Source organism: Sphingomonas sp. 7/4-4, from assembly GCF_027941955.1.
In the GTDB taxonomy this organism is placed as follows: Bacteria; Pseudomonadota; Alphaproteobacteria; order Sphingomonadales; family Sphingomonadaceae; genus Sphingomonas.
In genome coordinates, this window is record NZ_CP115960.1 from 3,374,532 (window position 1) to 3,400,260 (window position 25,729).

Consider the following 25,729-nt stretch of genomic DNA (forward strand, 5'->3'; position numbering starts at 1 on the left):
CGACCCTTCGGAGACGCACTTGACCTCGTTCTTGATCATGCTCCTGCAGATCGTGCAGCTCCTGCTGACGGTCTTCACCTTCATCATCGTCGCGCAGGCGATCCTGTCGTGGTTGATCGCGTTCAACGTGATCAACACCCATAACGAATTCGTGCGCGCGCTGTGGAACGGGCTCCAGACGGTCACCGAGCCGGTCTATCGCCCGATCCGCCGCGTCCTCCCCGATTTCGGCGCGCTCGACATCTCGCCTCTGGTCGTGCTGCTGGTTCTCTACATCCTCAACAACTACTTCATCCCCTGGCTGATCGTGCAGATCGCCACTGCGGGCTATGCCGGCTGAGTGCCGGCATGGCGCAGCGTTGCTGAGGGACTGGAGATTGCCGTTCGCGTGACGCCGCGCGCATCGCGCGATGCGTTCATTGCGGGAACCGACGAACATTTCGCCGTGCGGCTCGCGGCACCGCCCGTCGAAGGTGCGGCGAATGCGGCGTTGATCCCGCTGGTCGCCAGGGCGTTCGGGGTTCCCAAACGCGCCGTGACGCTGATTTCGGGCGACACCGCCCGGCACAAGCGGCTCGCGATCGCGGGCGATGCGGACGCGCTGGCGAAGATCGCCGCCAGCCTTTATGGAGCCGAGCCATGAGCGCAGCATTGATCGACGGCAAGGCATTCGCGGCGGGCCTCCGCGCCCGCGTGGCGGAGCGTGTCCCCGCATTCCGGCAGGCGACGGGCCGCGCGCCCGGGCTCGCGGTGGTGCTGGTCGGCGAGGACCCGGCCTCTGCGGTCTATGTCCGCTCCAAGGGCAAGATGACCCGCGAGGCGGGGATGGAGAGCTTCGAGCACAGGCTGCCCGCCGATACCGATCAGGCGACGCTGATCGCGCTGGTCGAGCAGCTCAACGCCGATCCGGCAGTCGACGGCATCCTCGTCCAATTGCCCCTGCCCGCGCATCTCAACGCCGATGAAGTGCTGCTGCGGATCGATCCGGACAAGGATGTCGACGGCTTCCACCCGGTCAATGCCGGCCGGCTCGCCACCGGGCTGCCGGGGTTCGTCCCGTGCACGCCGCTCGGCTGCCTGATGCTGCTCGAGGACCGGCTGGGCGATCTTTCGGGGCTCGACGCGGTGGTGGTCGGCCGTTCGAACATCGTCGGCAAGCCGATGGCGGCCTTGCTGACCGCGAAGAGCTGCACCGTCACCATCGCGCATTCGCGCACGCGCAACCTGCCGCATTATCTCCAGCACGCCGACATCGTCGTCGCCGCAGTAGGCCGCGCGCATTTCGTCAAGGGCGAGTGGCTCAAGCCTGGCGCCACCGTGATCGATGTCGGCATCAACCGCATCGAAGGCGGCCTCACCGGCGACGTGGATTTCGACAGCGCCGCGAGCGTGGCCGGCGCGATCACGCCGGTGCCCGGCGGGGTCGGTCCGATGACGATTGCGGTCCTGCTCCGCAACACCCTGGTGGCGGCGCACCGCCGCGAAGGCGTGACGCTCGACGAGGACGGGATTTGATGCTCGCTTTGCTGCTCCTCCAGGCGGCGATTCCGCAGACGGCGTTGGATGCCGAGCGGGCGTTCAACGCTGCGGCGCAGGCCAAGGGGCAATGGACGGCCTTTCGCGAATTCATGACTGAGGACGCGGTGATTTTCATGCCGCAGCCGGTGCCGGCGAAGGAAGCGTTGCCCGAGAAGAACCCGCCGATCGCCGTGCAATGGTGGGCGGCCAAGAGCTTCGTCTCGTGCGATGGCAGTGTCGCCGTGAATACCGGGTCTTGGATGCGGCCCCGCGCCAACGGCTACTTCACCACCGTCTGGGTCCGCCAACCGGACGGCGCTTATAAATGGATCTATGACGGCGGCGACCAGCTCGCGGCACCGCGTTCGCTTCCCGAGAAGCCACAAGTGGTTCGCGCATCCTGCGGCGGGCATCCGGAAATCGACATGGGTGGCTGCCTGTCCGCCACTGAGATGGGCTGCTACGCGGCGGCCGACCAGTCGCTTCAAGCCCATTGGACCTGGGTCGCCGGCAGACGCTCCTTTTCGGTCGCGATCTGGACCGGCCGCGGCTGGAAAACGGTGCTCGAAGACGTAGTCGAGCGCGCCGGATGATCGAGCTTTTCCTCTCCGCCTTCGTCACTTTCTTCGTGGTGATCGATCCGCCCGGCTGTGCGCCGATCTTCGCCGGGCTCACCACCGGAGCGAGCGCGGTGCATCGCCGCGCGATGGCGATCCGCGCGGTGCTCGTCGCCTCGGCGATCTTGTTCGGCTTCGCATTGTTCGGCGAGGCACTGCTGCGCGCGCTCGGCATCAGCCTCAATGCCTTTCGCATCGCGGGCGGGATCATGCTGTTCCTGATCGCGCTCGAGATGGTGTTCGAACGCCGCACCGAACGCCGCGAGGATCGCGCCGAGAAGGTCAAGGCCACCGAAGTCGCCGATATCTCGATCTTCCCGATGGCGATGCCGATGATCGCGGGCCCCGGCTCGATCGCGTCGGTGATGCTGCTGATGTCGCAGAATGACGGGCTCGCGCGCTCCGCCGTGGTGCTCGCCGCAATGGCGTCGATCCTCGCGCTCACGCTCCTCGCTTTGCTGATCGCCGGGCCGATCATGCGGATCGTCGGCGCCAAGATCGAGGCGGTGGTGTCGCGGCTGCTCGGCGTGCTGCTCGCCGCGCTCGCCGCGCAGTTCGTGATCGACGGGCTCCGCGCCAGCTTCAGCGCCGGGGCGGCGCTTTCGGGGCACTGACCGGCACATCCGGCAGATCGTAGCGAATCCGCCATAGCCGGAACGGCGACTTTGCCGGCAGCGCCACCGGTTCCAGCCAGTTCGGCACCTGCCCGCGATGCAATTGGCCGTAAAAGCCGTTGGGGCTGCGCGAGCGATAGACCGTGGTCTCGGCCATATCGGGGCAGATCAGCAGATACTGTGCCTTGTGCCGCGCCGCGATCGGCCTGAAGCCGCTGGCCGGGCCGGTGAAGGCGTGGTGCACGTCGAGGATCGCATTGCCGTTGCGGTGATACGGGCCGGCGACGCCGTCATGGTGCGTGATCGTGATCAGCCGCGGTCCCATGTCGACATGGCTGAAGAGGATCGCCTTCGGGATCGCATTGAGCTGCCGCAGCGAGGTCATCCGCGCGCAGGCGGCATTGGCCTGCGCCACCCGGTCGGGGCCGCTTTTGCCGCCCTTGTTGTCCGCAGGCAGCCAGGGCAGGACCAAGCCGGCGAACAGCCCCGAGACGATCAGGAACGCCAGCACCGAGCCGAACACGCGGACCAGCATCGACGAGCGGCCGAGGAACCACGGCACCACCAGCCAGGCCAGCGCCGTCGCGCCGGGCACGCTCAGCATCTGCGCGGCGGGGCCGGCGCGGATCTGCCAGAGCAGCATTGCCGCCGCGAACGCCGTGAACAACGCGATCGCCGCCCACGCCACCGCCGCCTCGCTGCGCCGCGCGCGCCATGTCGCGACCAATGCGCCGATGATGCCGATCACCGGCAACGCGGCGATCGGAAAGCCGGTCTTGAACGAATGCTGGTAGATCGGCCGTGCCTCGCGGACATTGTTGAGCCAGGTCCGCGCCAGTTCGTCCGAGACCTGCTCGGGCCGTCCCAGGCATTGTGGGAACAGCAATATGAACCCCGCGACGATCACGCCGCCGGCCGCTGCGGCGAGCGCGAGCCGCAGCCAGCGATTCTCCGGATTGAGCAGCGCCAGCGCGAACAGCAGGGTTCCCGCAGCCACCATCACGCTCAGCCAAACCGGCGTCAGCGCGTCGCAGCGCAGCACCTGATTGGCGTTCGATGCGAACAAGGCGAAGCCCAGCCCGGACCCGCCCGCGAGGCTCAGTCCATAGACCTGCATCCGCCGCGCATCGCCCGAATCCCATACCCAGCGTAAGCCGATGATCGCTCCCGCCATCGCGCAATAAGGCAGCATCTCCAGCCCGATCGTCAGCGACAGCGCGCTCGACAGTCCGACGGTGGCGCCGCCCGCGCGCGGCGCGTATCGGCCAGGCCCGCCACGGTCAGCGCAAGGCAGGCGAGCTGCCAGCCATGATGGTCGATGCGCATCGGCGCATACATCAGGATCGTCGAGGTGCAGCCCATCAGGATGATCAGCGCGAGCAGCCAGGCCTGCGGCGCGACGAGCCGGCGGGCAATGAGGCTGAGCCCGGTCATCGTAATCACCAGCGGGAGCAGCGGTGCCAGCCCGCAAGCCCATTTCTCCGCCGCGGCCACGCCCATGAAGGGCTCGAGCAGCAGGATCAGTCCCGCGATCGGCAGATCGACGATGCGCGACCAGTGGATGTCGAACCCGCCCAGCGCCGGATCGAGGCGATATTGTCGCAGATCGTACCAGCCCTGGCCCGCCAGCCATGCGCGGACCTGCATCAGCCGCATATTGTCGTCGGTGTCGCCGAGCACGAGCCAATGGATGTTGCCCTGCCGCTGCCACAGGAACCAGGCGACCACGCCCAGCCAGAAGACGAGCATCCCCGCCAGCCAGCGCCGGTCCAGTTCCTCTTTCAGGCGCAGCCCGCTTATCTCGCTCAGCTTCAAAATCGCTTCCCTCGCTCCACGCTCCGCATTAGGGCGGCGCCTTGCGCAAGGGCAAGCTAGACTAGTGACGGCATTCCTGCACCGACTGGAATCCATGATGGCGAGCGGGCTGCTCGGCCAGCTGATCCGCTTTGGCATCAGCGGCGGGATCGCCACGGCGGTCTATGCAATCGTCTATTCGCCTCTCGCAAAATACGAGATCACGACGCCGTCGGTCGCGAACCTCGTCGGCTATTTCTTCGCGATGATCACCGGCTATTTCCTCCACAGCCGCTGGAGCTTCCGCGGCCACGGCGAGCGTGGCAATGTCGCCAAGACGGGCGGCCGCTTCTTCGCGGTCAGCCTCGTGAGCCTCGGCCTCAATAGCCTGTTCGTATGGGTGCTCACCGAGGATTCGATGCTCAACGGTGCCTGGTGGTGGCCGCTGATTCCGATCCTGTTCGTCACACCGCTCGTCACTTTCGCGCTCAATCGCATCTGGGTATTCGGCTAGAATGGATCGCATCGTCTACGAACGCATGGCCGCGCACGACACCACGCATTGGTGGTACCGCGCACGCCGCGATATCCTCGCCGATTACCTGATCCGCTGGGGCGGCCTGCCCAAGGATGCGTGCATCCTCGAGATCGGCTGCGGCACCGGACACAATCTGCCGATGCTCGCCCAATTCGGCGAGATCGACGCGATCGAGATCGACGAGACCGCGGGCGCCAAGGCCAGCGAGCGCCTCGGCAAGCCGGTCGGCACCTCGCCGCTTCCCGAACTGGTGGGCGTCGAACCCGGCAGCTACGATCTGGTCGCGGTGCTCGACGTGATCGAGCATGTCGAGGACGATGTCGCCGCGCTGAAAGCGATTGCGGCGGCGCTCAAGCCCGGCGGCAAGATCCTGATCACCGTGCCCGCGCATCAATGGATGTGGAGCGCGCACGACGTGGTCAACCATCACAAGCGCCGCTATTCGAAGGCGGGCTTCGAGGCGCTGCTCGCCAAAGCGGGGCTGCAGGGCCGCAAGCTCGGTTATTTCAATTCGCTGCTCTTCCCGGTCGCGGTCGCGGCGCGCTTCGCCGGCAAGCTGATGGGCAAGGACGACAGCGACGATTCGCCCCCGCCCAAGCCGCTCAACACGTTGTTCGAAGGCATTTTCCGGCTCGAACGCCACATGGTCGGCCGCGTGCCGCTGCCGCCCGGCCTCTCGCTGATCGCGCTGGCTTCGGTGAAAGCGTAATCGTCACCCCGGCGAAAGCCGGGGCCCAGGCTTCGTGACGCAACTGAAACCATTGAACCCGCAAGGCCCGCACCGGTTTCCGCATCGCCGCTGGCCGGCGTTTTTCTTGACAATCCGCAGGGCCATGCCTAAGTGCCGCCCCTCTCCCGGACACCATTATCCAAGGAAAGCGTAGATGGCGCGCGTCACAGTCGAGGATTGCGTCGACAAGGTCTCGAACCGGTTCGATCTGGTTCTGTTTGCGGCGCAGCGCGCCCGGCAGATCTCGGGTGGCGCCGAGCTGACCATCGATCGCGATCGTGACAAGAACCCGGTCGTCGCGCTGCGCGAGATCGCAGAAGAGACGGTTCGCCCGAATCATCTCGAGGAAGCGGTGGTCACCAGCCTTCAGCGCGTCCAGATCGACGACGAGGAAGCGCCCGACGAGGTCGGCTCGCTGGCGCAGTCGGCCGAGGCGCTTCGCCTCACTGCGGCCGCCCCGCCCCGCAACCAGAATCTGGGCAGCGACTACGAAGGCTGATCTTCGTAGCGTGAGAAATTCGAAACGGCCCCGGAGCGATCCGGGGCCGTTTTCTATTCGGGCGCCTCTTCCGCGCGACCCTTGAAGCCCTGCGCGACCACGAACCATTCGACCGAGCCCTTGCGGCTGGCCGGCGGCTTGGCATGCTTCACGGTGGCGAAGTTGCGCTTCATTTCGGCGACCAGCGCCGAATCGGCGCCGCCGGCGAACACCTTGGCGACGAAATCGCCGCCCGGTTCGAGCGTGCGTATCGCGAAGTCGAGCGCGGCCTCGACCAGCCCCAAAGTCCGCAGCGCGTCGGTCTGGGGATGGCCCACGGTATTGGCGGCCATATCCGAGAGGATCAGGTCGGGCGCCCCGCCAAGCTCCTCTATCAGCCGGTCGGGCGCGGCATCGTCCATGAAGTCCATCTGCAGGATCGTCGCGCCGTCGATTGGATCGACGGGCAGCAGATCGATCCCCACCACCGCGGCCTTGGGCAGCCGCTTGCGCACTAGCTGCGTCCAGCCGCCCGGCGCGATGCCGAGGTCGACGACGCGCTTCGATCCTTTCAGGAAGTCGAACTTCTCGTCGAGCTCGAGCAATTTGTAGACCGCGCGGCTGCGATAGCCCTCCGCCTTGGCGCGCTTCACATAAGGATCGTTGAGCTGGCGTTCGAGCCAGCGATTCGATTGCGGGGTGCGGCCCCGGGACGTCTTCACGCGCGTATGGCCGCGCCCGCCGCCGCGGCTCATAACCGGTCTCCGTTCATCAGGCGCCTCAGGATTCCTCGCGGATGCCGCGATCGGCGATGCCTAGGCGCTCGGCAGGCCACAGGTCCATGATCGTCTCGAGGATCGCACAGCCCGCCACCACCAGATCGGCGCGCTCGCCGCCGATGCACGGCACCTGCGAACGCTCGGCCATGCTCATCCCGGCGATCCGCTGGCTGACTTCGCGCATCGCCGCCGAGGGCACGATGAGCCCGTCGACGACCGAGCGGTCATAGGCGGGCAGCCCCAGATGGACGCTCGCCAGTGTGGTCACCGTGCCCGAGGTGCCCAGCAGCCGCGGCGTGCCTTTCGGGGTTCTAAGGCGTGCGACGAAGGGCGCGAAGCTCTCCCGCACCCGGTCGCGCATCTCGGCGTAGAGCGCCGCGCCGCGCTCGGCGCCGTCGATCAGACCCACCGCCTCGGTCAGCGAGACGACACCCCATGGCGCGCTGTGCCAGTCGAGGATACGCGGCACCTCGGCACGCGAATCGACCAGCACCAGCTCGGTCGATCCGCCGCCGATGTCGAATACCAAAGCGGGGCCGTCGCCGGGCTCGAGCAGCGCATGGCAGCCCAATACGGCGAGTCGGGCCTCTTCCTCGGCAGTGATGATGTCGAGCGCGATCCCGGTCTCGTGATAGACGCGTTCGATGAACTCGGACCCGTTCGACGCCTGACGGCACGCTTCGGTCGCCACCGAGCGGGCGAGGGCGACGTTGCGGCGCTTGAGCTTGTCCGCGCAGATCCGCAGCGCCGCGATGGTGCGCTCGATCGCGGCATCGGAAAGCTTGCCCGTGGTCGCAAGCCCTTCGCCCAGCCGGACGATTCGCGAAAAGGCGTCGATCACGGTGAAGCCCGCGCCCTGCGGCCGTGCGATCAGCAGCCGGCAATTGTTGGTGCCCAGGTCCAAAGCTGCGAAATGGCGCGATTCGGGCCAGCGTGCGCGCAGCGGCCGCTCGGGCGGTGCTTTGGGTATCGGTCGGGCGGAACTGCCGCTCCGGCCACGGGGCACTCTGGCTGGGCCATCCCCCATCGGGTTCACTCGCTTATGTTCTGTTCCGTCTCGGCCATGGTAGCCGTCCGGTGCTTGGGAGCGAGGCTAGCGCAGCGGGACCGACGGGGCAAGGCGCGCCGCCAGAGCGGCGTTGACAGCACTGAAACCCCGCCGTATCTGGCCGGCCCTGTTGCCCCGTCGTCTAAAGGTAAGACTACGGACTCTGACTCCGTCAATTGAGGTTCGAATCCTCACGGGGCATCCAGGTTTCTCGTAAATCAGTCAGTTGGAAGATCGCGGTTTCGCCCAGAGGCTGGGATCGGGCGCGAGCTCGCGTCCGGCGGTGGGAGCCTCACTCAACTCCGACACATTCTATGTTTCTTCGGCCAATGGGCTATGACCGGCGCAACCGATGGCGTCCCACATCGCTCTTCTTCACAGCATCACGATCGGCGGGGGCCGTCGGCTCGTCATGGCCGATTGGCGTGCCATGATGGAGACGCTCGGCCTGGAACGACCCCAGACACTGGTCTCGACCGGCAACGCGTTGTTCGAAAGCGAGCCTGCGGCGATCGGGCAACTCGAGCGCAGGCTCGAGACCGCCTTCGAGCAGTGCTTCGGTCGACATGTCGACACCATCGTCAAGACCGCGGCGCATTGGCGAAGGCTGGCGGCCAGCAATCCGTTCCCTGACGAAGCGGAGCGCGACGGCACGCGTGTCGCGGTGCGTGTCATGCGCAAACCGCTCGACGGGGCCGCGATCGAAGCGCTGATGCATTATGCCACGCAAGGCGAGCGGCTGAGGCTCGCCGAAGGCCATCTGTGGGCTCACTTCGAAAAGGACCCGGTTCGCTCGCGATTGGTGCCCCAGCTGACGACCCGGCGCCTCGGCGTGGGCACGGTCCGGAACTGGAATACCGTCCGCCGCCTGGACGACATGATCGCAGGGCGACGCCATCCTGATCGCGCGGCAGGTGCTTGACTGCATGCCGACCTGATGTGATCGTATTAGTCAGACATTTAAAAGCGACAGAAGCCGCTATGGGAGAAGATCGATAAAAAGCCTTGTGAGCCTGTCTTGCGCGCTGGCGCTCCTCGCGCCTCTGGCGGCTGCGGCGCAAACGCCGATCGCTTCCCGCTTCAGCGCCGATCCGTCGCCGCACTTCTTTGCGGGGCAGTTCTATGTCTACGCGACCGACGATGCCTCCAACTCCGGCAAATATTGGGATTCCACGGCGTGGCGGCTCTACGCCTCCACGGACTTGCGGACCTGGGTGGACAAGGGCGCGCCGCTGGACGTCACTGTGTTCAAATGGGCAAAGCCGGACGCCAAAGCCTGGGCGCCCGAAGTCGCTTTTCGTCGCGGCAAATACTTCTTCTATGCGCCGATCGGCGGAGACAAGATCGGCGTCGCTGTCGCCGATCGGCCCGAAGGGCCGTTCCGCGACGCCCGAACCGATGCGCTGATCGACAAGGCGCGCGATCCGAATGCGGGCGACGAACCCATCGATCCTGCCGTGTTCGTCGACAAGGATGGGCAGGCCTATCTGCTGTTCGGCACGCGCGTGCCGAAGATAGCCAAGCTGCGATCCGATATGGTCACGCTGGCGGGGCCGATCCGGAACCTGACCGTCAACGGGTTTCCCCATGACGACCCGAAGAAGACGTATGGCGAGGCACCGTTCCTGCATCAGCATGGCGGCCTCTATTATTTCAGCTTCTCGACGGGCTGGCCCGGCCAGATCGTATATGGCACCGCGGCGACCCCGCTTGGTCCGTACCAGTATCGCGGCGTCATACTGGACTATCTGCCGATTTCGACGAACCATCAGGCCGTGCTGGAGCATGCGGGCAAGTCGTGGCTGTTCTACCATGACAATCTGCTTCCCGGCGGCGGCAGTCACCGGCGATCGATCACCTTCGCGCCGCTGCGCTACAACCGCGACGGCACCATACAGACAGTGAAGCGCCGGTCCGCCGAGGCAGCGCGGGGCGATTAGGAGAGCCATGAACGTGCGGACCGGCGGTTCGGCCCCGCCTATCAGATGAGCCACTTCTATCGGACGGGTGTCGCCGACGTGAAGGAACGACGATCAGTACGTTGCCCGCAGCGATAGCCCGAAGCGGCGGTCGTTGAGCTGATATTGCAGCGGTGCGCCGGGCGTGCCGATGTAGAGCACGTTCATCCGGTTGTTGATGTTGACCGCATCGATCGACACCGCGAGATGCTTGTTGAGGTCGAAGCTCAGCGAGGCATCGAGCGAGGCATAGGGCCGGGCATATTGTGGAATGCCGTTCGCGCCGCTGCCGGTCGTCTGGTCGAGATAGCTCGAGCGCCAGCTCCACGCGACGCGCGCGGTGACCGGCCCCTTCTCGTAGAGGCCGACGATATTGTAGCTGTGCTTCGACAGTTTCTCGAGCGGCACCTGCTGCGGGATGTTCGATCCCGGCGTCGCGAAGGGATTGGAGATGCTGCTGTCGACATAGGTGTAATTGGCCTGGACGCCGAGGCCGCTGAGGAGTCCGGGCAGGAAATCGAAGAACTGCTGATAGCTGATCTCGGCCCCCTTCACTTCGCCGTCGCCCGAATTGACCGTGGTGCTCACGTCATAAGCGGTGCCGTTATAGCTTCCGACGGTAGTGCCGCTGGCGAGGAATCCCTTCACCTTCTTGTAGAACAGGCCGCCCGTGAGCGATCCGGCCGGTGCGAAATACCATTCCGCGGTCAGGTCGAAATTATCCGATTCGATCGGGCGGAGGCGCGGATTGCCCGAGCTCGCGCTCGGCCGTCCGGTGACCGGATTGACCTGGTTGGGATTGTTGAGCGTGAGATTGGTCGAGAGCTGGTCGAAATTGGGCCGCGCCAGGCCCTTTGAGTAAGCGAAGCGCATCTGGAACGCGTCGCTGAAGCGCGCGCGGAGATTGAAGCTCGGCAGCGCGCGCGCGTAATTGTTGTCGATCGCGATCGGGGTCGTGGTGCCGTCCGGGTTGAACTGGGTGCCGCGCGACGTCGTCTTGGTCCGCACCAGGCGGACGCCGGCGCCGCCGTCGACCCGGATGCCGCCGAGATCGAAGGCATAATCGGCGACTGCCCAGGAAGTGAAGGTCTTCTCGGTCTGGCGGTTGAGATCGCCGGGAGCGAAGGCGTCTTTGGTCTGCGCACCGAGCATCGCATAGAGCGCCTTGGTCTGCGCCCAAACGCCGTCGCCCGCCGGGAAGGCCGGGTAGAGCAGGCCGCCCTTCACAGTATTGCCGTCGAACCAATTGTCCGAAGGGCCGGGCATCGAGAGCACGGGATTCTGCGACAGCGGGACGAGCGGCGTTCCCGCCGGCGCCGAACAGCTTGGATCCGCGCCCAGCGAGGTCACGCAGACGCCGTGCCACGTTCCGCGCAGGTCGATGTTGCTGTCGGCATAGCGCAGGCCGCCGCGCAGCTTGGACAGGAAGCCACCGCCCACATCATATTCGAGGTTATAGGCCAGAGCGAGCGTGTCGGCGTCGTTCCGCTGGAGCGAATCCGCGATGTAGGGCGTGGTATAGTTGGCCGGGTTGTTGAGCAAAGCGGGATCGCGCACGTCCCAGCGCGGATATTTGCCGGTAAGATCGAAATCCACGATTGTGCTGTGAGGCGTAGTCAGGCCGTTCTGCCCCGACTGGGTGTAGAGCGACAGCACATGGCCGTTGCGATCGGCATTGTAATAGGATTTCAGATACTGGCCGTCGAAGTTCATCTTGATGCGATCGCTCGCCTGCCAGTCGAGGTTCAGCGTGTAGTTCTGGCTCGCGCTCCACAGCTCCTGATCGTAGCGGCCCGTCTCGAAGGTCTGGTTGCGCAGCGAGCCCTTGGTCGCATAGCCCTCGTCGTTGAACGCAAAGTCGGCGCCCGGCAGCGGATCGGTGCCGTAGCTCGTCACGTTGCCGGCGGCGTCGCGGACGTTGGTGCGGTTGTTATAGTCGTAATAATAAGCGCCGGTGCGGTTGAACCAATATTTGGTGCCCTGATATTGCGCGGTCAGCAGCACGTCGTCGCTCGCCTGCCATTGCAGCGCAGCGGCTACGCCCAGGCGCTTGCGGTCGCCGGTATCGTCATAGATCTCGAAGCCGTACGGAACCTGTGCGTTCGCCGGTGCGCCGGTTATCGATCCGGCCGCGACGGTGTCGAACGGACCGGCCAGCAGGCCGTCCTGGCGATACTGGCTCTTGCTGTACACGGCGTTCAGCAGCACGCCGATCTCGCCGATCCCGGTATCGAAGCGGTTGCTGTAGAGCGCCGAGACCGCGCCGCCGAACTTGTCGACCCGGTCGTAGTAATTGCCGCGTATCGTGGCGCTGATCACCTGGCCCGGTGAATCGAACGGCCTGCGCGTACGCAGGTTCACCGCACCGCCGACGCCGCCCTCGATGATGTTGGCGGGGGCGTTCTTGTAGACGTCGATGCCGGCCAGCAGCTCGGGCGGGATGCCTTCGAGATCGAAGGCGCGGCCGCCCGACGCCGAATAGACCGCGCGCCCGTCGAGGAAGTTCTGCACCTGGGTCAGGCCGCGGACGGTGACCGCAGGCTGGGTGCGATGGTCGAAATCGGTGGCACCTTCGCCATAGCGGCGCTGGATCTGCACGCCGGGGATGCGCTGGAGCGCTTCGGTGGTGTTCGCGTCGGGCAGCTTGCCGATGTCCTGTGCCTGGACCGAATCGACCACCTGATCGGCATCGCGCTTGATCGCCTGCGCCGAGCGGATGCTTTCACGCACGCCGGTGACGACGATTTCGCCGGAAGCCTCGGCAGGTTCCGCCTGGCCGGCGCCTTGCACGGCGCTCGGCTGGGCGACCTCCTGAGCCGCTGCCGTCGCGCCGAATCCCATCGTCGCCAATGCGACGACCGAGCTGCCAACCAGGAACTTGAATGCCCGCATGCTTCCTCCTTTGACGTCCGGCCTTGGTATCCCGGATCGAAATATGTCTGACTATTTCCGATGATTCCGATTAATATGACAAGTGGAGAGCTACTGGCCGTTCCGGCTTTGCGACGAATGGAAATGCGGGACGTTCAAGGGAGCGGCAGGACGACCGCCCGAGATCGGTGGGTGCCGCGCCCCAAGCCCAGCCCGAATGGCTTTTCACGGCGGGGCGGATCGGTTAGCCTCCGCGTCGTGGGGGCAGTCACGGCCATGGCGGAAGGGTCCGCGACGGAATCGGTCGCGGCGGCGCATGCGAAGCTGCGTGCGCGAACCGATATCCAGTTCGAGCTGCCTGCGGCCAAGCCGCCCGAGATACCGCCCTGGCTGCGCTGGCTCGGGCGCAGCCTGGAGCCGATGGGCCCGTATATGGGCTGGGTCTTCTGGACATTGGTCGCGCTGGGTGCTGCGACGATCCTGTGGTTGATCGTGCGGAGCCTGCTGCGCAGGCGCGGCCAGGGCGACGCGAGTGCGGTGTCGGAGAACGAAGTCGCCGCATGGCGGCCGGAGGAGCGGGTGGCACGGGCGCTGCTGGCCGAGGCCGATGCGATGGCGGCGGAGGGGCGCTATGAGGAAGCCGCGCGGCTGCTGCTCCACCGCGGGCTCGAGGATATCGCCCGCAATCGCCCGCGGCTGCTGCGTCCTGCGCTGACCAGCCGCGAGATCGGCGCGCTGGCGGGGCTGCCCGAGCGCGTCCGCGCCGCTTTCGTCGCGCTCGCCACGCCGGTCGAGCGCAGCCTGTTCGGCGGCCGCAGCCTCGCGCGCGGCGACTGGGAGGAAGCACGCGCGGCCTATGGCGCGTTCGCGCTGCCGGGATCGTGGAAATGAGCGGCGCCTCCGCCCCGCCTTCGCGGTACGCACGATGCTCATCCTCGTCGCATTGGCGATCGTGGGCTTCGTCTCGTTCCTGCTGCTGTTCGCTTATGCCGACGAATTGCGGCCGGCGCAGAATGGCGGCACGCACGCGCTGTCGACCTCGGCAATCGGGTTCGCCGGGCTGGCCGACCTGGTCAAGCAGACGCGCGGCGACGTGCGCCTCGTGCGGCGCGAGGCCGATCTGGGGGACGATGTCCTGCTGGTGCTGACGCCGGGCCCGACAACCAGCCCCGCGGCGATCAAGGCCATCCTCGATCGGCGCGATGGGGAAGGGCTGCCGACATTGGTGATCCTGCCCAAATGGATCGCCGTCCCGCTTCCCGGCAAGCCGAACTGGGTGCGGACCACCGGCACCATTCCCGAGAGCATGGCGGCACTGCCGCTCTCGGAAGTGAGAGCGGTCACGGTGGGTTCGTCTCCCGGAGCGGTCTTGCGCACGATCTCGGGCTCCGGCCTCGAAACGATCTACGCCGCGCCGGACGGCGCCGCGCTCGCGGCTACCGTCGAGGACAGCCTGCTGACGATCGTCGCGGATCCCGATCTGTTCGACAATCAGGGCCTCGCCACGCGCGAAGGCGCCGAGCGGGCGATGGACATCCTCGACGAGATCGGCGCGGGCGGCGGCGTCGCCTTCGATCTCACGCTCCACGGCTTCGGCCGCAATCCCAATCTGCTCAAGCTCGCGTTCGAGGCGCCGTTCCTGCCGCTCACCTTGTGCGTGTTGGTCGCGGCGTTGCTCGCCGGCTGGCACGCGATGCTGCGCTTCGGGCCTGCCGCCTTGCCAAAACGCGGCCTGGCGTTCGGCAAGCGCGCATTGGCCGATAACGGCGCGGCCCTGCTCCGCCTCGCGCGGCGGCGCCACCGCACCGGCGAGCGTTATGCCGCTCTGGTGCGCGAGGCGGCGGCAGCCAGCACCGGCGCACCGGCCGGGCTGAGCGGCGACGCGCTCGACCGCTATCTCGATCGGCTCGATCCGGCCGGCGAGCCCTTTTCGCACCTGGCGGCCCGCGCCGCCGATGCCCCCGACACGCGCCGCCTGCTCGATGCAGCGCGCGATCTCTATCAGTGGAAGAGGACCGTGACGCGTGAACATCGATGAAGTGAAGGCGCTCGGCCAGGCGATCCGCAGCGAAGTGGGCAAGGGCGTGGTCGGCCTCGACGACGCCGTCGAGCTGATGCTCGTCGCCTTGTTCGCCTCGGGCCATATCCTGCTCGAAGGCCCGCCGGGCACCGCCAAGACCTTCCTCGCGCAATGTTTCGCGCGCGCGGCCGGGCTCGATTACGGCCGCATCCAGTTCACGCCGGACCTGCTCCCGGGCGACATCCTCGGCTCGAACCTGTTCAACTTCCAGACCTCGTCCTTCACGCTCACCCGGGGACCGATCTTCACCGAGCTGCTGCTCGCCGACGAGATCAATCGCACCCCGCCCAAGACCCAGGCGGCACTGCTCGAAGCCATGCAGGAGCGCACCGTCACGATCGACGGCGTCGACCATCGGCTGAGCGACCGCTTCATGGTCGTCGCCACGCAGAACCCGATCGAGAACCAGGGCGTCTATCCGCTCCCCGAGGCGCAGCTCGATCGCTTCCTGTTCAAATATGTCGTCGGCTATCCTTCGGACGAGGAGGAGCGGCGGATGGTCGCGGCGATGGGCAATCGCTTCGGCACGCCGCATCCCGAGGATTGGGGCGTGACGCGCGTCGCCGATGCCGCGACCATCCGCGCCGCCGCCGACGCCGTCTCGGTCAATCGGCTCGCCGACGAAATCGTCGACTATGTCGTTCGCCTCGTCCGCGCGACGCGCAATACCGGCGATCTCCAGCTCGGCGCGTCGCCGCGCGCCGCCGCGACGCTCGCCGCCGCCGCGCGCGCTTATGCCGCGCTCGACGGCCGCGATTTCGTCCTGCCCGACGATGTGAAGCGCCTCGCCCCGGCGGCGCTGCGGCACCGCGTGCTGCTGTCTCCCGCGGCGGAGATCGACGGGCGTTCGGTCGATGCCGTGGTCGCGGCTTTGGTCGAGCAGGTCGAGGCGCCGCGTTGATACGCCCGACGCGCCGAAGCGTGATGCTGCTGACGGCGGGTGCGCCGGTGGCATTGCTGCTCGGCGTGCTCGTTCCGCATCTCTGGTTCATCGGGCTGGTCTGGGTGCCGCTCGCACTCACGCTCATCGGCCTCGATGCGCTGTTCGCCGCGTCGTCGCCCCATTTTCAGCTCGAATTCCCGGGCGCCGTCGAGATGGGCGCGCCGCTGATCGTCGAGATCACGGCGGACCGCCGCGGGAATGCGCCGCTCGCGCTCGAATTCGCGATCGCCACCGGGCCGCGCCTAGTCCCGCTCGCCGACGATCGCGTCCGCCTGCGCCCCGACGAACGGACCGCGCTGATCGCCTTCACGGCCGTCCGGCGGGGGACGGACGGGCTTCGGCAGATATGGCTGCGCTGGACCGGGCCGCTGGGGCTCATCTGGCGGCAGCGGGTAGAAACGCTCGATCGCAAGGTCGTGATCACGCCCGATATCCGGCCGGTGCGCGCCGCGGCGGCGATGCTGCTGCGCGATGCGCAAGCCGGCGAGATGGTGCGGATCGATCGCGGCGAAGGCAGCGAGTTCGACGCGCTGGCCGAATGGCGCTCGGGCATGGAGCGGCGCACGATCGACTGGAACCAGAGCGCCCGCCACCTCAAGCTGCTCGCCCGCGAGAATCGCATCGAGCGCAACAACCAGGTGGTGTTCGCGATCGATGCGGGCCGGGCGATGTGCGAACCGGTGGCCGGGCTTCCGCGGATCGACCGGGCGATCAGCGCGGCTCTGCTCGCGGCCTATTCGGCGCTCAAGCTCGGCGACCGCGTCGGCCTGTTCGGGTTCGATTCGAAGCCGCGCATCGCATCGGGCACGGTTTCGGGAACGCGGGCCTTCCCGCTGATGCAGCGGCTCGCCGGCGAGCTCGACTATAGCACCGCCGAGACCAATTTCACGCTGGCGCTCGCCACTTTGGCCGGCGATCTGACGCGGCGCTCGCTCGTGATCGTCTTCACCGAATTCACCGATCAGGCCGGCGCCGAGATGATGATCCGCGCCGCCGCCAATCTGATGAAGCGGCATCTCGTGCTGTTCGTGGTCCTCGAAGACGCCGAGCTGGAGGCGATCGCCGCGGCCGAGCCGCATGAGATCGACGACGTATCGCGCGCGGTGGCCGCCGCGGCGATGCTGCGCGAGCGCCGGATCGTCGTCTCGCGGCTGCGCCATCTCGGCATCCATGTGCTCGAGGCGGCGCATGACGGCGTCGGTCCCGCGCTCGTGCGCCAATATCTCGATTTCAAGCGAAGGAACCTGCTGTGAGCGCGTCGGAGCTGAGCAGCGGCCGTTTCCGCGCGACGCGGGAGCAGGATTGGCAGCGGCTCGAAGCCCTGATCGGCCGGGTCGAGCGCGGCCGCGCGCCCTCGCTCAGCGACGAGGATCTGTTCGAGCTGCCGGTGCTTTATCGCGCGACCCTGTCGTCGCTGTCGGTGGCGCGCGAGACGTCGCTCGATGCGGATCTGGTCGCCTATCTCGAATCGCTGGCGACGCGCGCTTATTTCATCCTCTACGGCGTCCAGCCGCCCTTGTGGCACCGGATCAGCGAATTCTTCGCGCATGCCTGGCCCCAGGCGATCCGCTCGATGGGGCGCGAGACGCTGGTGGCGGTATCGCTGATGCTCATCGGCACGCTCGCCGCCTATCTGATGGTGGTCCGCGATCCGACCTGGTTCTACGCGATTGTGCCCGAGGATCTGGCAGGCGGGCGCGGACCCCAGGCTTCGCCGGCGGAATTGCGCGCGGTCCTCTATCATTCCGAAGGGCCGCTCGCCTTGTTCGCGACGATGCTGTTCACGCACAACGCGCAGATATCGCTGATGTGCTTTGCGCTGGGCTTTGCGTTCGGTGTGCCCACGGTGCTGCTGCTGCTCTACAATGGCTGCATCCTCGGCGCCTTTCTGGCGATCCACGTCACCAAGGGCCTCGGGCTGCAGGCCATGGCCTGGCTCTCGATCCACGGCACGACCGAATTGTTCGCGATCGGGCTTGCCGGCGCCGCGGGGCTGCATATCGGGATGGCAGTCGCCTTTCCCGGCCGGGCGTCGCGCGGCGACGCCGCAGTCTCCGCGGGCCGCACCGCGGCGATCGCGATGCTCGGCGTAGTGGTGATGCTGGGGGTCGCCGGAATACTCGAGGGCGTCGGCCGGCAGGTGGTCCAGAACGATGCCGCGCGCGCCGCGATCGGCGCCGTCGCGTTGATCGGCTGGCTCTTCTATTTCTACGTGATGCCGGTGCGCGAGAGTGCCGATGGCTAGGCGCCGCATCCCCGCCGTGAAGAGCGACGTCCGCGAATTCGTGACTCCCGAGGGGTCGATCTCGGCCTGCATCTCGGCAGCGTGGGCGAACGCGCCGGGGCGTTCGTGCTCGACCTGCTGATCATCTGCGGCATGCTGTTCGGGCTCACGCTCGCGGTGATCTTCCTCGTCATCGGCGCGGCGAGCAGCGGATCGGCCGCGGTCCAGGCAGTCGGGGCGATCTGGCTGCTCGGCTTCTTCGTGCTGCGCAATTTCTATTTCACGGCGTTCGAACTCGGCACGCGTTCGGCGACGATCGGCAAGCGCGTCATGAAGCTGCGCGTGGTCTCGCGCGACGGTCGCCGCCTTTCGGGGCATGCGGTGGTGGCGCGCAACGCGATGCGCGAGCTCGAATTCTTCCTGCCTTTGTCCTTCCTCGCTTATGAGGGCAGCCAGGGTCTTGGCGGCTTCGCCATGTCGAGTGCGGGGTTACTCTGGAGCGGCTGCTTCCTGCTCTTTCCTTTGTTCAACCGCGATCACATGCGTGTCGGCGATCTGATCGCCGGCACCTGGGTAGTGCGTCTCCCGCGGCGGAAGCTCGGCACCAGCGTGGTCGGTCACGACGCGTTCGATCGCTATGTGTTCACCGATCAGCAGCTCGCGGCTTACGGCGAGTTCGAGCTCCAGAAGCTCGAGGAAGTGCTGCGCCGGCAGGACGATCTCGCGGTGATCGTCGTCGCCCGCACGATCCGCACGCGGATCGGCTGGACCGGCCCCGACGGCGACGATCTGGCATTCCTGCGCGCTTATTATGCGGCGCTCTGCACGCGGCTCGAGCGCGGCATGCTGTTCGGCAAGCGACGGCGCGACAAGCACCAGGCCGCTTAGGACATGTCGATACTCCCTCCCTGCAAGGGAGGGGCAGAGGTGGGTGCGAGCGCAGCGAGCCCATCGAACGGCTCGGGGAAAAGGAAAAACCGGGCATCGAGCCCGGCTTTCCTTACCCACCCCTAACCCCTCCCTTGCAGGGAGGGGGAATCTGAATGTCGATACAACCCAGGACTCAGCCAGCTTCCCCGATCAGCTTCGCGGCCGCATCGCCGGTCCAGTCGGTATCGCCCTGCCTCCGCCAGACCTCGCGACCGCTCGAATCGTAGAGGATCGTCGTGGGCAGATTGACCCCGAGCTGGAGGCTGAACGCAGTCTCGGGATCGTGCCATGGCTGCAGCTTCCGGAACTTCGCCTTCTCGAAGAAGGGCGCGACCTTGGCCGCCTCGAAATCCTGGCTCACCGTCAGCACCTGCAATTTGTCGCCTTCGCGCACCGCCAGCGCGTCGAGCGTCGGCATTTCCTTCACGCACGGCGCACACCACGTCGCCCAGAGATTGAGCAGCACGGGCTTGCCGTGGAAGTCGGCGAGCGTGACCTTCCTGCCCTTTTGATCGGTGAAGGCGAAGCTCGGCGCGGCCTCACCCTTGTGGCTGCGATCGACCTTGTCGAGTGCCGCCGGCGCGGCTTCGACGGCGGCATTCGTGGCGTTCGCTTGCTGCGGCTGCCCGGATTGCCTATCGCAGCCGCCGGTCAGGCTCGCTGCGAGAAGGAGAAGCGCAATCGTTGGGCGCAAGGACAGCTCCAATGCCATGTGGGGTGGGCGCTTCGCCGAAGGCCCGTCCGCGGTGATGCGTGAGATAAACGCCTCGATTCCCTTCGACAAGCGAATGTGGCGGCAGGATATCCGCGGCTCGCAGGCGCATGCCGCGATGCTGGGCAAGCAGGGCATCGTCTCGGCCGAGGACGCCGCGCGCATCGCCGAGGGACTCGCGCAGGTCGCCGCCGAGTTCGAGGCCGATGGCGTGCCCGACGATCTCGCGCTCGAAGACATCCACATGCTCGCCGAGGCGCGGCTGGCGGACAAGATCGGGCCGTCCGCGGGCAGGCTCCACACCGCCCGCTCGCGCAACGACCAGGTGGCGACCGATTTCCGCCTCTGGGTGCGCGATGCGATCGACCAGGCCGAGGCGGCGCTGGGGGCTTGCAGGACGCATTGCTCGCGCGTGCCGAGGAGCATGCCGAGAGTGTGATGCCTGGCTTCACCCATCTCCAGAGCGCGCAGCCGGTGACGCTCGGCCACCATCTGATGGCCTATTTCGAGATGTTCGCGCGCGATCGCTCGCGACTGAGGGACGCACGGGCCCGGATGAACCTCTGCCCGCTCGGTTCCGCGGCGCTCGCCGGCACCGGCTTCCCGCTCGATCGCGACGCGACCGCCGCGGCGCTCGGCTTCGACGGGCCGACGCGCAATTCGCTCGATTCGGTTTCCGACCGCGACTTCGCGATCGAATATCTCACCGCGGCGGCGCAGTGCAGCCTGCACCTCAGCCGGCTCGCCGAGGAATTCGTGATCTGGGCGAGCCAGCCCTTCGGCTTCGTGCAGCTCTCCGATCAATGGTCGACCGGCAGCTCGATCATGCCGCAGAAGCGCAATCCCGACGCCGCCGAATTGGTGCGTGGGCATAGCGGGCGGATCACCGGCGCGCTGGTCAGCCTCATGATGACGATGAAGGGCCTGCCGCTAGCCTATTCGAAGGACATGCAGGACGACAAGCCGCCGGTGTTCGAGGCGCATGATCTGCTCGGCCTGTGCATCGCGGCGATGACCGGGATGGTCGAGAGCGCGACCTTCCGCACCGATCGCATGCGCGGCTTGGCCGAATCGGGCTTCGCCACTGCCACCGATCTGGCGGACTGGCTGGTCCGCGAAGCCGGCGTGCCGTTCCGCGAGGCGCACCACATCACCGGCCGCGCCGTCGCCGTCGCCGAGCAGGCCGGCACCAGGCTCGATCAGTTATCGATCGATGCGCTCAAGGAAATCGACGCGCGGATCGACGATCGCGTATATGGCGTCCTCAGCGTCGATGCGTCGGTCAACAGCCGCACGAGTTTCGGCGGCACCGCGCCGGCGCGGGTGCGGGCGGCGATCGCCGCCGCCCGCAAGGCGCGCGAGGAGGAAGGTCGATGAAGCGGCTGCTGTTTCTGGGAGGACTTCTTGCGCTGGCCGGCTGCGGCGCGCGCGAAGGTCTCAAACCCGCGCCGGGCCAGGCGCTGCCGCCGGCGCCGTTCGGCGCCACGGCGACGCCGACCCCCGACGATCTGCTCAAGCCGCCGGTGCAGACCCGCCCCGCGCGAAGCGACGACCTGATCGAGAGCACGGACAAGAGGCGCAGCGACAAGTTCGATCTGCCGCCGCCCAACTGACGGAAAATCATGGACCATTTCAATCTGATCGACGGCGAACTGCACGTCGAGAACGTGCCGCTCGCGCGCATTGCCGCTGAAGTCGGCACGCCCGTTTATGTCTATTCCGCCGCGACCTTCCAGCGCCATGCGCGGGTGTTCCGCGACGGCCTTGCCGGGATCGGGCGCAAGCATCTCGCCTTCGCGGTCAAGGCCAATCCCAATCTCGCGGTGCTGCGGCTCCTCGCCAATGAAGGCTTCGGCGCCGATGTCGTCTCGGGCGGCGAGCTCGCCCGCTCGCTCGCGGCCGGCATGGCGGCGAAGGACATCGTCTTCTCGGGCGTCGGCAAGACCCGCATTGAGCTCGATCAGGCGCTCAGCGTCGGCATCGGCCAGTTCAACCTCGAGCTCGAGGAAGAAGGCATGGTGCTGTCGCAGCTCGCCGCCGCGCGCGGGCTGCGGGCCCCCGCCACGTTGCGGGTTAACCCCGATGTTGACGCCGGCACCCACGAAAAATCTCCACCGGCCGCGCCGAGAACAAGTTCGGCCTGCCGATCGACGAGGCGCCGGCGATCTTCGATCGGCTCGCGCCTTTGCCCGGGCTGAACCTGCGCGGCATCGCGGTGCATATCGGCAGCCAGCTCCAGAGCCTCGCGCCGCTCGAGCGCGCGTTCGAGCGCGTCGGCAGGCTCGTCGCCGATCTGCGCGCGGCCGGCCACAATATCACCCATGTCGATCTCGGCGGCGGGCTGGGCGTGCGCTACCGCGAGGGCGACAATCCGCCGTCGCCTGCCGAATTCGGGGCGATGGTCGAGCGCGTCACGCGCGGCTGGGACGTCGAATTGATGTTCGAGCCGGGCCGGGTGATCTCGGCCAATTCGGGGTGCTCCTGACCGAAGTGCTCTGGGTCAAGCCGGGCGCGGTCAACCCCTGGGTCATCGTCGATGCCGCGATGAACGATCTCGCGCGCGTCGCGATGTACGATGCCTGGCACGATTTCGAGGCGGTGCGCCCCACGGGCGAGAAGATGATCGCCAATGTCGCGGGCCCGGTCTGCGAGAGCAGCGACGTCTTCGCCAAGGGGCGCGAGATCGATGTCGTCCGCTCGGGCGACCTCGCGATCTTCCGCAGCGCCGGCGCTTATGGCGCGACCATGGCGAGCACCTATAACAGCCGCCCGCTCGTCCCCGAGGTGCTCGTCTCCGGCGACCGGTTCGAGATCGTCGCGGGCCGCATCTCGGCCGAGGCGATCATGGCCGAAGAGCATGTTCCGGACTGGCTGAAATGACTCTGACCGCCCTGCCGATCTTCGTGAAGCTGGCGGGGCGGCCGGTCATCCTGGTCGGCGAGGGTGAGGCGGCGGACGCCAAGCGCCGCCTGCTCGAACGCGCGGGCGCCGTGATCGTGGGCGAGACCGACGAGGCGACGCTTGCGATCGTTGCTACAGAGGACCCCGAGCCCGTCGTCGCGCGCTTGCGCGCACGCGGCGTGCTGGTGAACACAGTCGACCGCTCCGATCTCTGCGATTTCACTTTGCCCGCGATCGTCGACCGCGATCCGGTGCTCGTGGCGATCGGCACCGGCGGCGTTTCGGCGGGACTCGCGGCAGCATTGCGCCAGCGGCTGGAGGCAGTGCTGCCGGCGAGCCTCGGCGGCCTTGCCCGCGCACTGGAGGCGGCAAAACCGGCGATACGCGGCCGCTGGCCCGGGATCGGCGAACGCCGTCGCGCATTGGGTGCCGCGCTCGCGGGCCCGCTGGATCCTCTCCGTGATCATCCTGCCGACGCCGTCGAGACCTGGCTCAAGGGCTCGGCCTCGGCCGAAGCCGGCCTGTTGCGGTTCACGCTCGCATCGCCGGACCCGGATGATTTGTCGCTGCGCCAGGCGCGCGCGCTGTCGCAGGCCGATCGCGTCTTTCATCGCAGTGAGGTCCCGTCGCTTATCCTCGACCGCGCCCGCGCCGACGCCGCGCGCATCGCCTGTGATGGCCCCCCGGCTGATCCCGGCCCGGGTCTCTCCCTCTATCTGGAGATGGAAGCATGAGCGGCTTCGCTTATGTGGTCGAAGACGGCAAGGTCGAGTCGCCGCCGCTCAAGCAGGCGCTCGGGCGCCGCGCCGGTCTGGTCTGGATCCATCTCACCACCAATGACGAGCGCGCCAAGCTCTGGCTGGGCGGCGAGGCGGGGCTCTCGCCTTATGTCATCGAAGCGCTGACCGCGACCGAGACTCGCCCGCGCTGCGATGCGGTCGGCGCGGGCGTGGTGATCAATTTGCGCGGGCTCTCGTCAGAGGAGCTCGCCACCTCGGATCTCCTCGCCTCGATCCGCATCTATGCGCTTGGCGGTTGCGTCTTCTCGGTCACGCGCAAGGCACTGAACGCGCTGCACCCGGTCCGTGAACTGATCGAGGTTGGCAAGTTGCTCGATCCCGGTGATCTGATCGCGGCATTGTCGCAGGCGATCACCGAGGAGCTCGATCCGGTGGTCGCGGATCTCGGCGATTCGCTCGACGATTGCGAGGAGCAGATCACTTCGGGCCACGCTTTCGAGCTGCGCCGCATGGTCAATCGCGCGCGCAGCCAGGCGATCGGCCTGCGCCGCTTCCTCAATCCCCAGCGTGCCGCGCTGGAAAAGCTCGCCGCGATGCCCAATAACTGGCTCGGCGACGACGACCGGCTCCATCTCTCCGCCGCGGCCGATCGCGCCGCGCGCATGGCGGAGGAGCTGGAGAGCATCCGCGAACGCGCGGCGCTGGTCCACGAGACGCTCACCGATCTTCGCGCCGAGCAGATCGACCAGCGCTCGCTGATCATCGCAGTGGCGGCGATGGTGTTCCTGCCGCTGACCTTCATCACCGGATTGCTCGGCATGAACGTCGCCGGCATCCCCTACGCGCATGAGCCCTGGGCGTTCTGGGGGTGTTCTGGCTGTGCGTGGTGATGGCAGTGGCGATCGCCTTCTACTTCATCCGCCGCCACTGGTTCGAGCGTTAGCGCCTAGGCCGCATTACGCTGCAGGGCGAGCGCGTCGTGCAATCCGCGGATCGAGGCCATCAACCGGGAACGATCGGTGCGCGCGACGGCGAGTTCGGCCTTCGCCTCACCCAGCTCGATCGCCCGCGCCGCGATACGCGCGTCGAGCGCCAAGTTGGAGCGCTTGAGTTCGTCGATCCGCGCTGCACGCGCCAGGATCCGATCGATGCGCGCCGCCAGCACGTCGAAGGCGAACGGCTTGGCCAGCCAGTCGTCGGCACCGGCGCTGAATGCCGCCACCGCGCGATCCGCATGCCCCAGCAGGATCACGGGCAGGTCGGCGGTGTCGCGCGATCCGCGGATTTCGTTGAGCAGGTGGATGGCCGAGATTTCGGGCGTCAGCACGTCGATCAGTGCCAGATCAAAGCCGCGCGCGGAGAGGAGTTCGAGCGCTTGCGGCGCGGATTCGCTCAGCACCACCAGATAGCCGAGATTGCCCAGCCGATGCGCGATTTCGTTCAGGCTCGTGCGGCAGCTCCCGGCCGCCAGGACGGTACGCATCGCCTTGCGGCGCGCGCCCGCGATTCGCTGGGCGGAAGCCTGATCCATTCGCGCTCAAAACCCCCGGTCCCAAAGCGCTACGCTAGCCGCAAAGCCTTCACGAAAACGTTAAGCCTGCGAAATCACCGGCGCAGGAAATCGAAGATCTGGCCCACCATGACATGCATCTGCGGATTGCATTTCGCAATGGCGTCGCCGGGTTCGGCGGTGTTGATCGCCAGTCCCATCGGAGTCGGCCAACCGCGCAGCGAATGGGTGATGGTGCGCAGTGCCTGCAGCGTCGAAACCGCGGCCTGCCATCCGGCCGCAGTCGCGATCAGCCCCACCGGCAGCCCGTCGAAATAGACGCGCTCGTCGGCGCGCAATTGCTCGACATAATCGAGCGCGGTCTTGACCAGCCCGGACAATGTCCCGTGATAGCCGGGCGATCCGACGATGACCGCATCGGCGGTGCGCAGAGCGGCGAGATAGCGGCCGATCGCGGCATGGCTGTCGGCATTGCCGGGCTCGTAATGCGGGAATGCGATGTCGTCGCCGGTCAGCAGGGTGGTGCGCGCGCCGCGCGCTTCGGCGATCTCCAGCGCCGCCGCGAGCAGCCGCCCGGTGGTCGATTCGGCCCGCAAGGTTCCGCCCAGGGCGACGATATGGGGTGCGCTCATGACGATCCCGCTAGCCCAAAGGGACGATCCGCGCCAGCATCGTCACGGCGCGCTATCATTCAGGCGCCGGATAGTTTTGCCGGTCCGGTCGTTCACGCTTCCAATCCGCAGG

The 25,729-nt window shown here is 67.0% G+C and carries 24 protein-coding genes, 1 tRNA gene and 5 pseudogenes; 23 read left to right on the forward strand and 7 right to left on the reverse strand.

Annotated features, from left to right (window positions below):
- The first annotated feature begins 37 nt into the window (after nt 1–37).
- The 5 genes from PIB19_RS17145 to PIB19_RS17165 are packed head-to-tail and all read left to right on the forward strand — an operon-like array spanning nt 38 to nt 2,749.
- Nucleotides 38–340 (forward strand): YggT family protein, encoded by a 303-nt coding sequence (locus tag PIB19_RS17145; protein WP_081855857.1) that lies wholly within the window; start codon nt 38–40, stop codon nt 338–340.
- Entirely contained in the window at nt 341–643 is a 303-nt protein-coding gene (locus PIB19_RS17150; RefSeq protein WP_271238303.1) for a DUF167 domain-containing protein, read from the forward strand.
- Nucleotides 640–1,515, forward strand: a complete 876-nt coding sequence (gene folD, locus PIB19_RS17155) for a bifunctional methylenetetrahydrofolate dehydrogenase/methenyltetrahydrofolate cyclohydrolase FolD (RefSeq protein WP_271238304.1) — start codon at nt 640–642, stop codon at nt 1,513–1,515. Before PIB19_RS17150 ends, folD begins: the two co-directional genes overlap by 4 nt.
- Nucleotides 1,515–2,111, forward strand: a complete 597-nt coding sequence (locus PIB19_RS17160; protein WP_271238305.1) for a hypothetical protein — start codon at nt 1,515–1,517, stop codon at nt 2,109–2,111. Before folD ends, PIB19_RS17160 begins: the two co-directional genes overlap by 1 nt.
- Nucleotides 2,108–2,749 (forward strand): MarC family protein, encoded by a 642-nt coding sequence (locus tag PIB19_RS17165; RefSeq protein WP_271238306.1) that lies wholly within the window; start codon nt 2,108–2,110, stop codon nt 2,747–2,749. The genes PIB19_RS17160 and PIB19_RS17165 overlap by 4 nt, the downstream gene beginning before the upstream one ends.
- On the opposite strand, the pseudogene PIB19_RS17170 reads toward PIB19_RS17165, so the two are convergent.
- A pseudogene (locus PIB19_RS17170) lies at nt 2,718–4,498 on the reverse strand (AcrB/AcrD/AcrF family protein). The gene PIB19_RS17165 and the pseudogene PIB19_RS17170 sit on opposite strands and share 32 nt — an antisense overlap.
- Before the next feature lie 130 nt (nt 4,499–4,628).
- On the opposite strand from PIB19_RS17170, the gene PIB19_RS17175 reads away from it, so the two are divergent.
- From PIB19_RS17175 to rpoZ, 3 genes are all read left to right on the forward strand, one after another.
- Complete coding sequence (locus PIB19_RS17175; RefSeq protein WP_271238307.1) at nt 4,629–5,057, forward strand: GtrA family protein; 429 nt, start codon at nt 4,629–4,631, stop codon at nt 5,055–5,057.
- 1 nt (nt 5,058) lies between these two features.
- Entirely contained in the window at nt 5,059–5,790 is a 732-nt protein-coding gene (locus PIB19_RS17180) for a class I SAM-dependent methyltransferase (RefSeq protein ID WP_271238308.1), read from the forward strand.
- 175 nt (nt 5,791–5,965) lie between these two features.
- The gene (gene rpoZ, locus PIB19_RS17185; protein WP_271238309.1) at nt 5,966–6,310 is read left to right on the forward strand and encodes a DNA-directed RNA polymerase subunit omega; all 345 of its coding nucleotides are present in this window, start codon (nt 5,966–5,968) and stop codon (nt 6,308–6,310) included.
- A 53-nt stretch (nt 6,311–6,363) separates the two neighbouring features.
- Here the strand turns inward: rpoZ and PIB19_RS17190 are convergent, their stop codons facing one another.
- The gene (locus PIB19_RS17190) at nt 6,364–7,044 is read right to left on the reverse strand and encodes an RlmE family RNA methyltransferase (RefSeq protein ID WP_271238310.1); all 681 of its coding nucleotides are present in this window, start codon (nt 7,042–7,044) and stop codon (nt 6,364–6,366) included.
- A pseudogene (locus tag PIB19_RS17195) lies at nt 7,041–8,095 on the reverse strand (Ppx/GppA phosphatase family protein). Before PIB19_RS17195 ends, PIB19_RS17190 begins: the two are co-directional and overlap by 4 nt.
- A 152-nt stretch (nt 8,096–8,247) precedes the next feature.
- On the opposite strand from PIB19_RS17195, the gene PIB19_RS17200 reads away from it, so the two are divergent.
- From PIB19_RS17200 to PIB19_RS17210, 3 genes are all read left to right on the forward strand, one after another.
- Nucleotides 8,248–8,321: transfer RNA gene (locus PIB19_RS17200), tRNA-Gln, on the forward strand.
- A gap of 147 nt (nt 8,322–8,468) precedes the next feature.
- Nucleotides 8,469–9,038 carry a DUF1697 domain-containing protein gene (locus PIB19_RS17205; RefSeq protein WP_271238311.1) on the forward strand — a complete coding sequence of 190 codons (570 nt, stop codon included), beginning with the start codon at nt 8,469–8,471 and terminating at the stop codon, nt 9,036–9,038.
- Between the two features lie 85 nt (nt 9,039–9,123).
- Entirely contained in the window at nt 9,124–10,056 is a 933-nt protein-coding gene (locus PIB19_RS17210) for a family 43 glycosylhydrolase (RefSeq protein WP_271238312.1), read from the forward strand.
- Between the two features lie 93 nt (nt 10,057–10,149).
- On the opposite strand, the gene PIB19_RS17215 is transcribed toward PIB19_RS17210, so the two are convergent.
- Nucleotides 10,150–12,966: a TonB-dependent receptor gene (locus PIB19_RS17215; RefSeq protein ID WP_271238313.1), complete on the reverse strand. Its 2,817-nt coding sequence runs from the start codon at nt 12,964–12,966 to the stop codon at nt 10,150–10,152.
- A gap of 255 nt (nt 12,967–13,221) precedes the next feature.
- Between PIB19_RS17215 and PIB19_RS17220 the strand changes: the two genes are divergently transcribed.
- The 7 genes from PIB19_RS17220 to PIB19_RS17250 are packed head-to-tail and all read left to right on the forward strand — an operon-like array spanning nt 13,222 to nt 19,080.
- On the forward strand, nt 13,222–13,836 hold the full coding sequence (locus tag PIB19_RS17220; RefSeq protein ID WP_271238314.1) for a hypothetical protein: 615 nt from the start codon (nt 13,222–13,224) through the stop codon (nt 13,834–13,836).
- A 34-nt stretch (nt 13,837–13,870) separates the two neighbouring features.
- Nucleotides 13,871–14,983, forward strand: a complete 1,113-nt coding sequence (locus tag PIB19_RS17225) for a DUF4350 domain-containing protein (RefSeq protein WP_271238315.1) — start codon at nt 13,871–13,873, stop codon at nt 14,981–14,983.
- Entirely contained in the window at nt 14,970–15,926 is a 957-nt protein-coding gene (locus PIB19_RS17230; protein WP_029936755.1) for an AAA family ATPase, read from the forward strand. The genes PIB19_RS17225 and PIB19_RS17230 overlap by 14 nt, the downstream gene beginning before the upstream one ends.
- A 23-nt stretch (nt 15,927–15,949) precedes the next feature.
- On the forward strand, nt 15,950–17,221 hold the full coding sequence (locus PIB19_RS17235) for a DUF58 domain-containing protein (RefSeq protein ID WP_271238316.1): 1,272 nt from the start codon (nt 15,950–15,952) through the stop codon (nt 17,219–17,221).
- Nucleotides 17,218–18,213 (forward strand): stage II sporulation protein M, encoded by a 996-nt coding sequence (locus PIB19_RS17240; RefSeq protein ID WP_271238317.1) that lies wholly within the window; start codon nt 17,218–17,220, stop codon nt 18,211–18,213. The genes PIB19_RS17235 and PIB19_RS17240 overlap by 4 nt, the downstream gene beginning before the upstream one ends.
- On the forward strand, nt 18,206–18,334 hold the full coding sequence (locus PIB19_RS17245) for a hypothetical protein (RefSeq protein WP_271238318.1): 129 nt from the start codon (nt 18,206–18,208) through the stop codon (nt 18,332–18,334). Before PIB19_RS17240 ends, PIB19_RS17245 begins: the two co-directional genes overlap by 8 nt.
- Nucleotides 18,295–19,080, forward strand: coding sequence for an RDD family protein (locus tag PIB19_RS17250; protein WP_271238319.1), 786 nt, complete (start codon nt 18,295–18,297; stop codon nt 19,078–19,080). Before PIB19_RS17245 ends, PIB19_RS17250 begins: the two co-directional genes overlap by 40 nt.
- Nucleotides 19,081–19,255: 175 nt before the next feature.
- On the opposite strand, the gene PIB19_RS17255 is transcribed toward PIB19_RS17250, so the two are convergent.
- Entirely contained in the window at nt 19,256–19,816 is a 561-nt protein-coding gene (locus PIB19_RS17255) for a TlpA family protein disulfide reductase (RefSeq protein ID WP_336297174.1), read from the reverse strand.
- 16 nt (nt 19,817–19,832) lie between these two features.
- On the opposite strand from PIB19_RS17255, the pseudogene argH reads away from it, so the two are divergent.
- The 5 genes and pseudogenes from argH to PIB19_RS17280 all read left to right on the forward strand — a co-directional run bounded on the left by argH (nt 19,833) and on the right by PIB19_RS17280 (nt 24,418).
- Nucleotides 19,833–21,211 (forward strand): annotated as a pseudogene (gene argH / locus PIB19_RS17260) (argininosuccinate lyase).
- Nucleotides 21,208–21,447, forward strand: a complete 240-nt coding sequence (locus tag PIB19_RS17265; protein ID WP_271238321.1) for a hypothetical protein — start codon at nt 21,208–21,210, stop codon at nt 21,445–21,447. The pseudogene argH and the gene PIB19_RS17265 overlap by 4 nt, the downstream one beginning before the upstream one ends.
- A gap of 9 nt (nt 21,448–21,456) precedes the next feature.
- Nucleotides 21,457–22,714 (forward strand): annotated as a pseudogene (gene lysA, locus PIB19_RS17270) (diaminopimelate decarboxylase).
- A complete protein-coding gene (locus tag PIB19_RS17275) occupies nt 22,711–23,469 on the forward strand; it encodes a precorrin-2 dehydrogenase/sirohydrochlorin ferrochelatase family protein (RefSeq protein WP_271238322.1) in 759 nt (252 codons plus the stop codon). Before lysA ends, PIB19_RS17275 begins: the two are co-directional and overlap by 4 nt.
- Nucleotides 23,466–24,418 (forward strand): annotated as a pseudogene (locus PIB19_RS17280) (CorA family divalent cation transporter). Before PIB19_RS17275 ends, PIB19_RS17280 begins: the two are co-directional and overlap by 4 nt.
- A 3-nt stretch (nt 24,419–24,421) precedes the next feature.
- Here PIB19_RS17280 and PIB19_RS17285 read toward each other — a convergent pair.
- Nucleotides 24,422–24,877, reverse strand: coding sequence for a response regulator transcription factor (locus PIB19_RS17285; RefSeq protein ID WP_271238323.1), 456 nt, complete (start codon nt 24,875–24,877; stop codon nt 24,422–24,424).
- 203 nt (nt 24,878–25,080) lie between these two features.
- The gene (locus PIB19_RS17290) at nt 25,081–25,617 is read right to left on the reverse strand and encodes an NADPH-dependent FMN reductase (RefSeq protein WP_271238324.1); all 537 of its coding nucleotides are present in this window, start codon (nt 25,615–25,617) and stop codon (nt 25,081–25,083) included.
- Between the last annotated feature and the right edge of the window lie 112 nt (nt 25,618–25,729).

What these genes read in the sequence shown, in the direction of transcription:
- PIB19_RS17225 (WP_271238315.1), top strand. Translation starts at nt 13,871, where the DNA reads ATGCTCATCCTCGTCGCATTGGCGATCGTGGGCTTCGTCTCGTTCCTG.
- PIB19_RS17215 (WP_271238313.1), bottom strand. Translation starts at nt 12,966, where the DNA reads ATGCGGGCATTCAAGTTCCTGGTTGGCAGCTCGGTCGTCGCATTGGCG.
- PIB19_RS17265 (WP_271238321.1), top strand. Translation starts at nt 21,208, where the DNA reads ATGAAGCGGCTGCTGTTTCTGGGAGGACTTCTTGCGCTGGCCGGCTGC.
- folD (WP_271238304.1), top strand. Translation starts at nt 640, where the DNA reads ATGAGCGCAGCATTGATCGACGGCAAGGCATTCGCGGCGGGCCTCCGC.
- PIB19_RS17220 (WP_271238314.1), top strand. Translation starts at nt 13,222, where the DNA reads ATGGCGGAAGGGTCCGCGACGGAATCGGTCGCGGCGGCGCATGCGAAG.
- PIB19_RS17245 (WP_271238318.1), top strand. Translation starts at nt 18,206, where the DNA reads ATGGCTAGGCGCCGCATCCCCGCCGTGAAGAGCGACGTCCGCGAATTC.
- PIB19_RS17165 (WP_271238306.1), top strand. Translation starts at nt 2,108, where the DNA reads ATGATCGAGCTTTTCCTCTCCGCCTTCGTCACTTTCTTCGTGGTGATC.
- PIB19_RS17275 (WP_271238322.1), top strand. Translation starts at nt 22,711, where the DNA reads ATGACTCTGACCGCCCTGCCGATCTTCGTGAAGCTGGCGGGGCGGCCG.
- PIB19_RS17180 (WP_271238308.1), top strand. Translation starts at nt 5,059, where the DNA reads ATGGATCGCATCGTCTACGAACGCATGGCCGCGCACGACACCACGCAT.
- rpoZ (WP_271238309.1), top strand. Translation starts at nt 5,966, where the DNA reads ATGGCGCGCGTCACAGTCGAGGATTGCGTCGACAAGGTCTCGAACCGG.
- PIB19_RS17190 (WP_271238310.1), bottom strand. Translation starts at nt 7,044, where the DNA reads ATGAGCCGCGGCGGCGGGCGCGGCCATACGCGCGTGAAGACGTCCCGG.
- PIB19_RS17160 (WP_271238305.1), top strand. Translation starts at nt 1,515, where the DNA reads ATGCTCGCTTTGCTGCTCCTCCAGGCGGCGATTCCGCAGACGGCGTTG.
- PIB19_RS17145 (WP_081855857.1), top strand. Translation starts at nt 38, where the DNA reads ATGCTCCTGCAGATCGTGCAGCTCCTGCTGACGGTCTTCACCTTCATC.
- PIB19_RS17290 (WP_271238324.1), bottom strand. Translation starts at nt 25,617, where the DNA reads ATGAGCGCACCCCATATCGTCGCCCTGGGCGGAACCTTGCGGGCCGAA.
- PIB19_RS17235 (WP_271238316.1), top strand. Translation starts at nt 15,950, where the DNA reads ATGCTGCTGACGGCGGGTGCGCCGGTGGCATTGCTGCTCGGCGTGCTC.
- PIB19_RS17205 (WP_271238311.1), top strand. Translation starts at nt 8,469, where the DNA reads ATGGCGTCCCACATCGCTCTTCTTCACAGCATCACGATCGGCGGGGGC.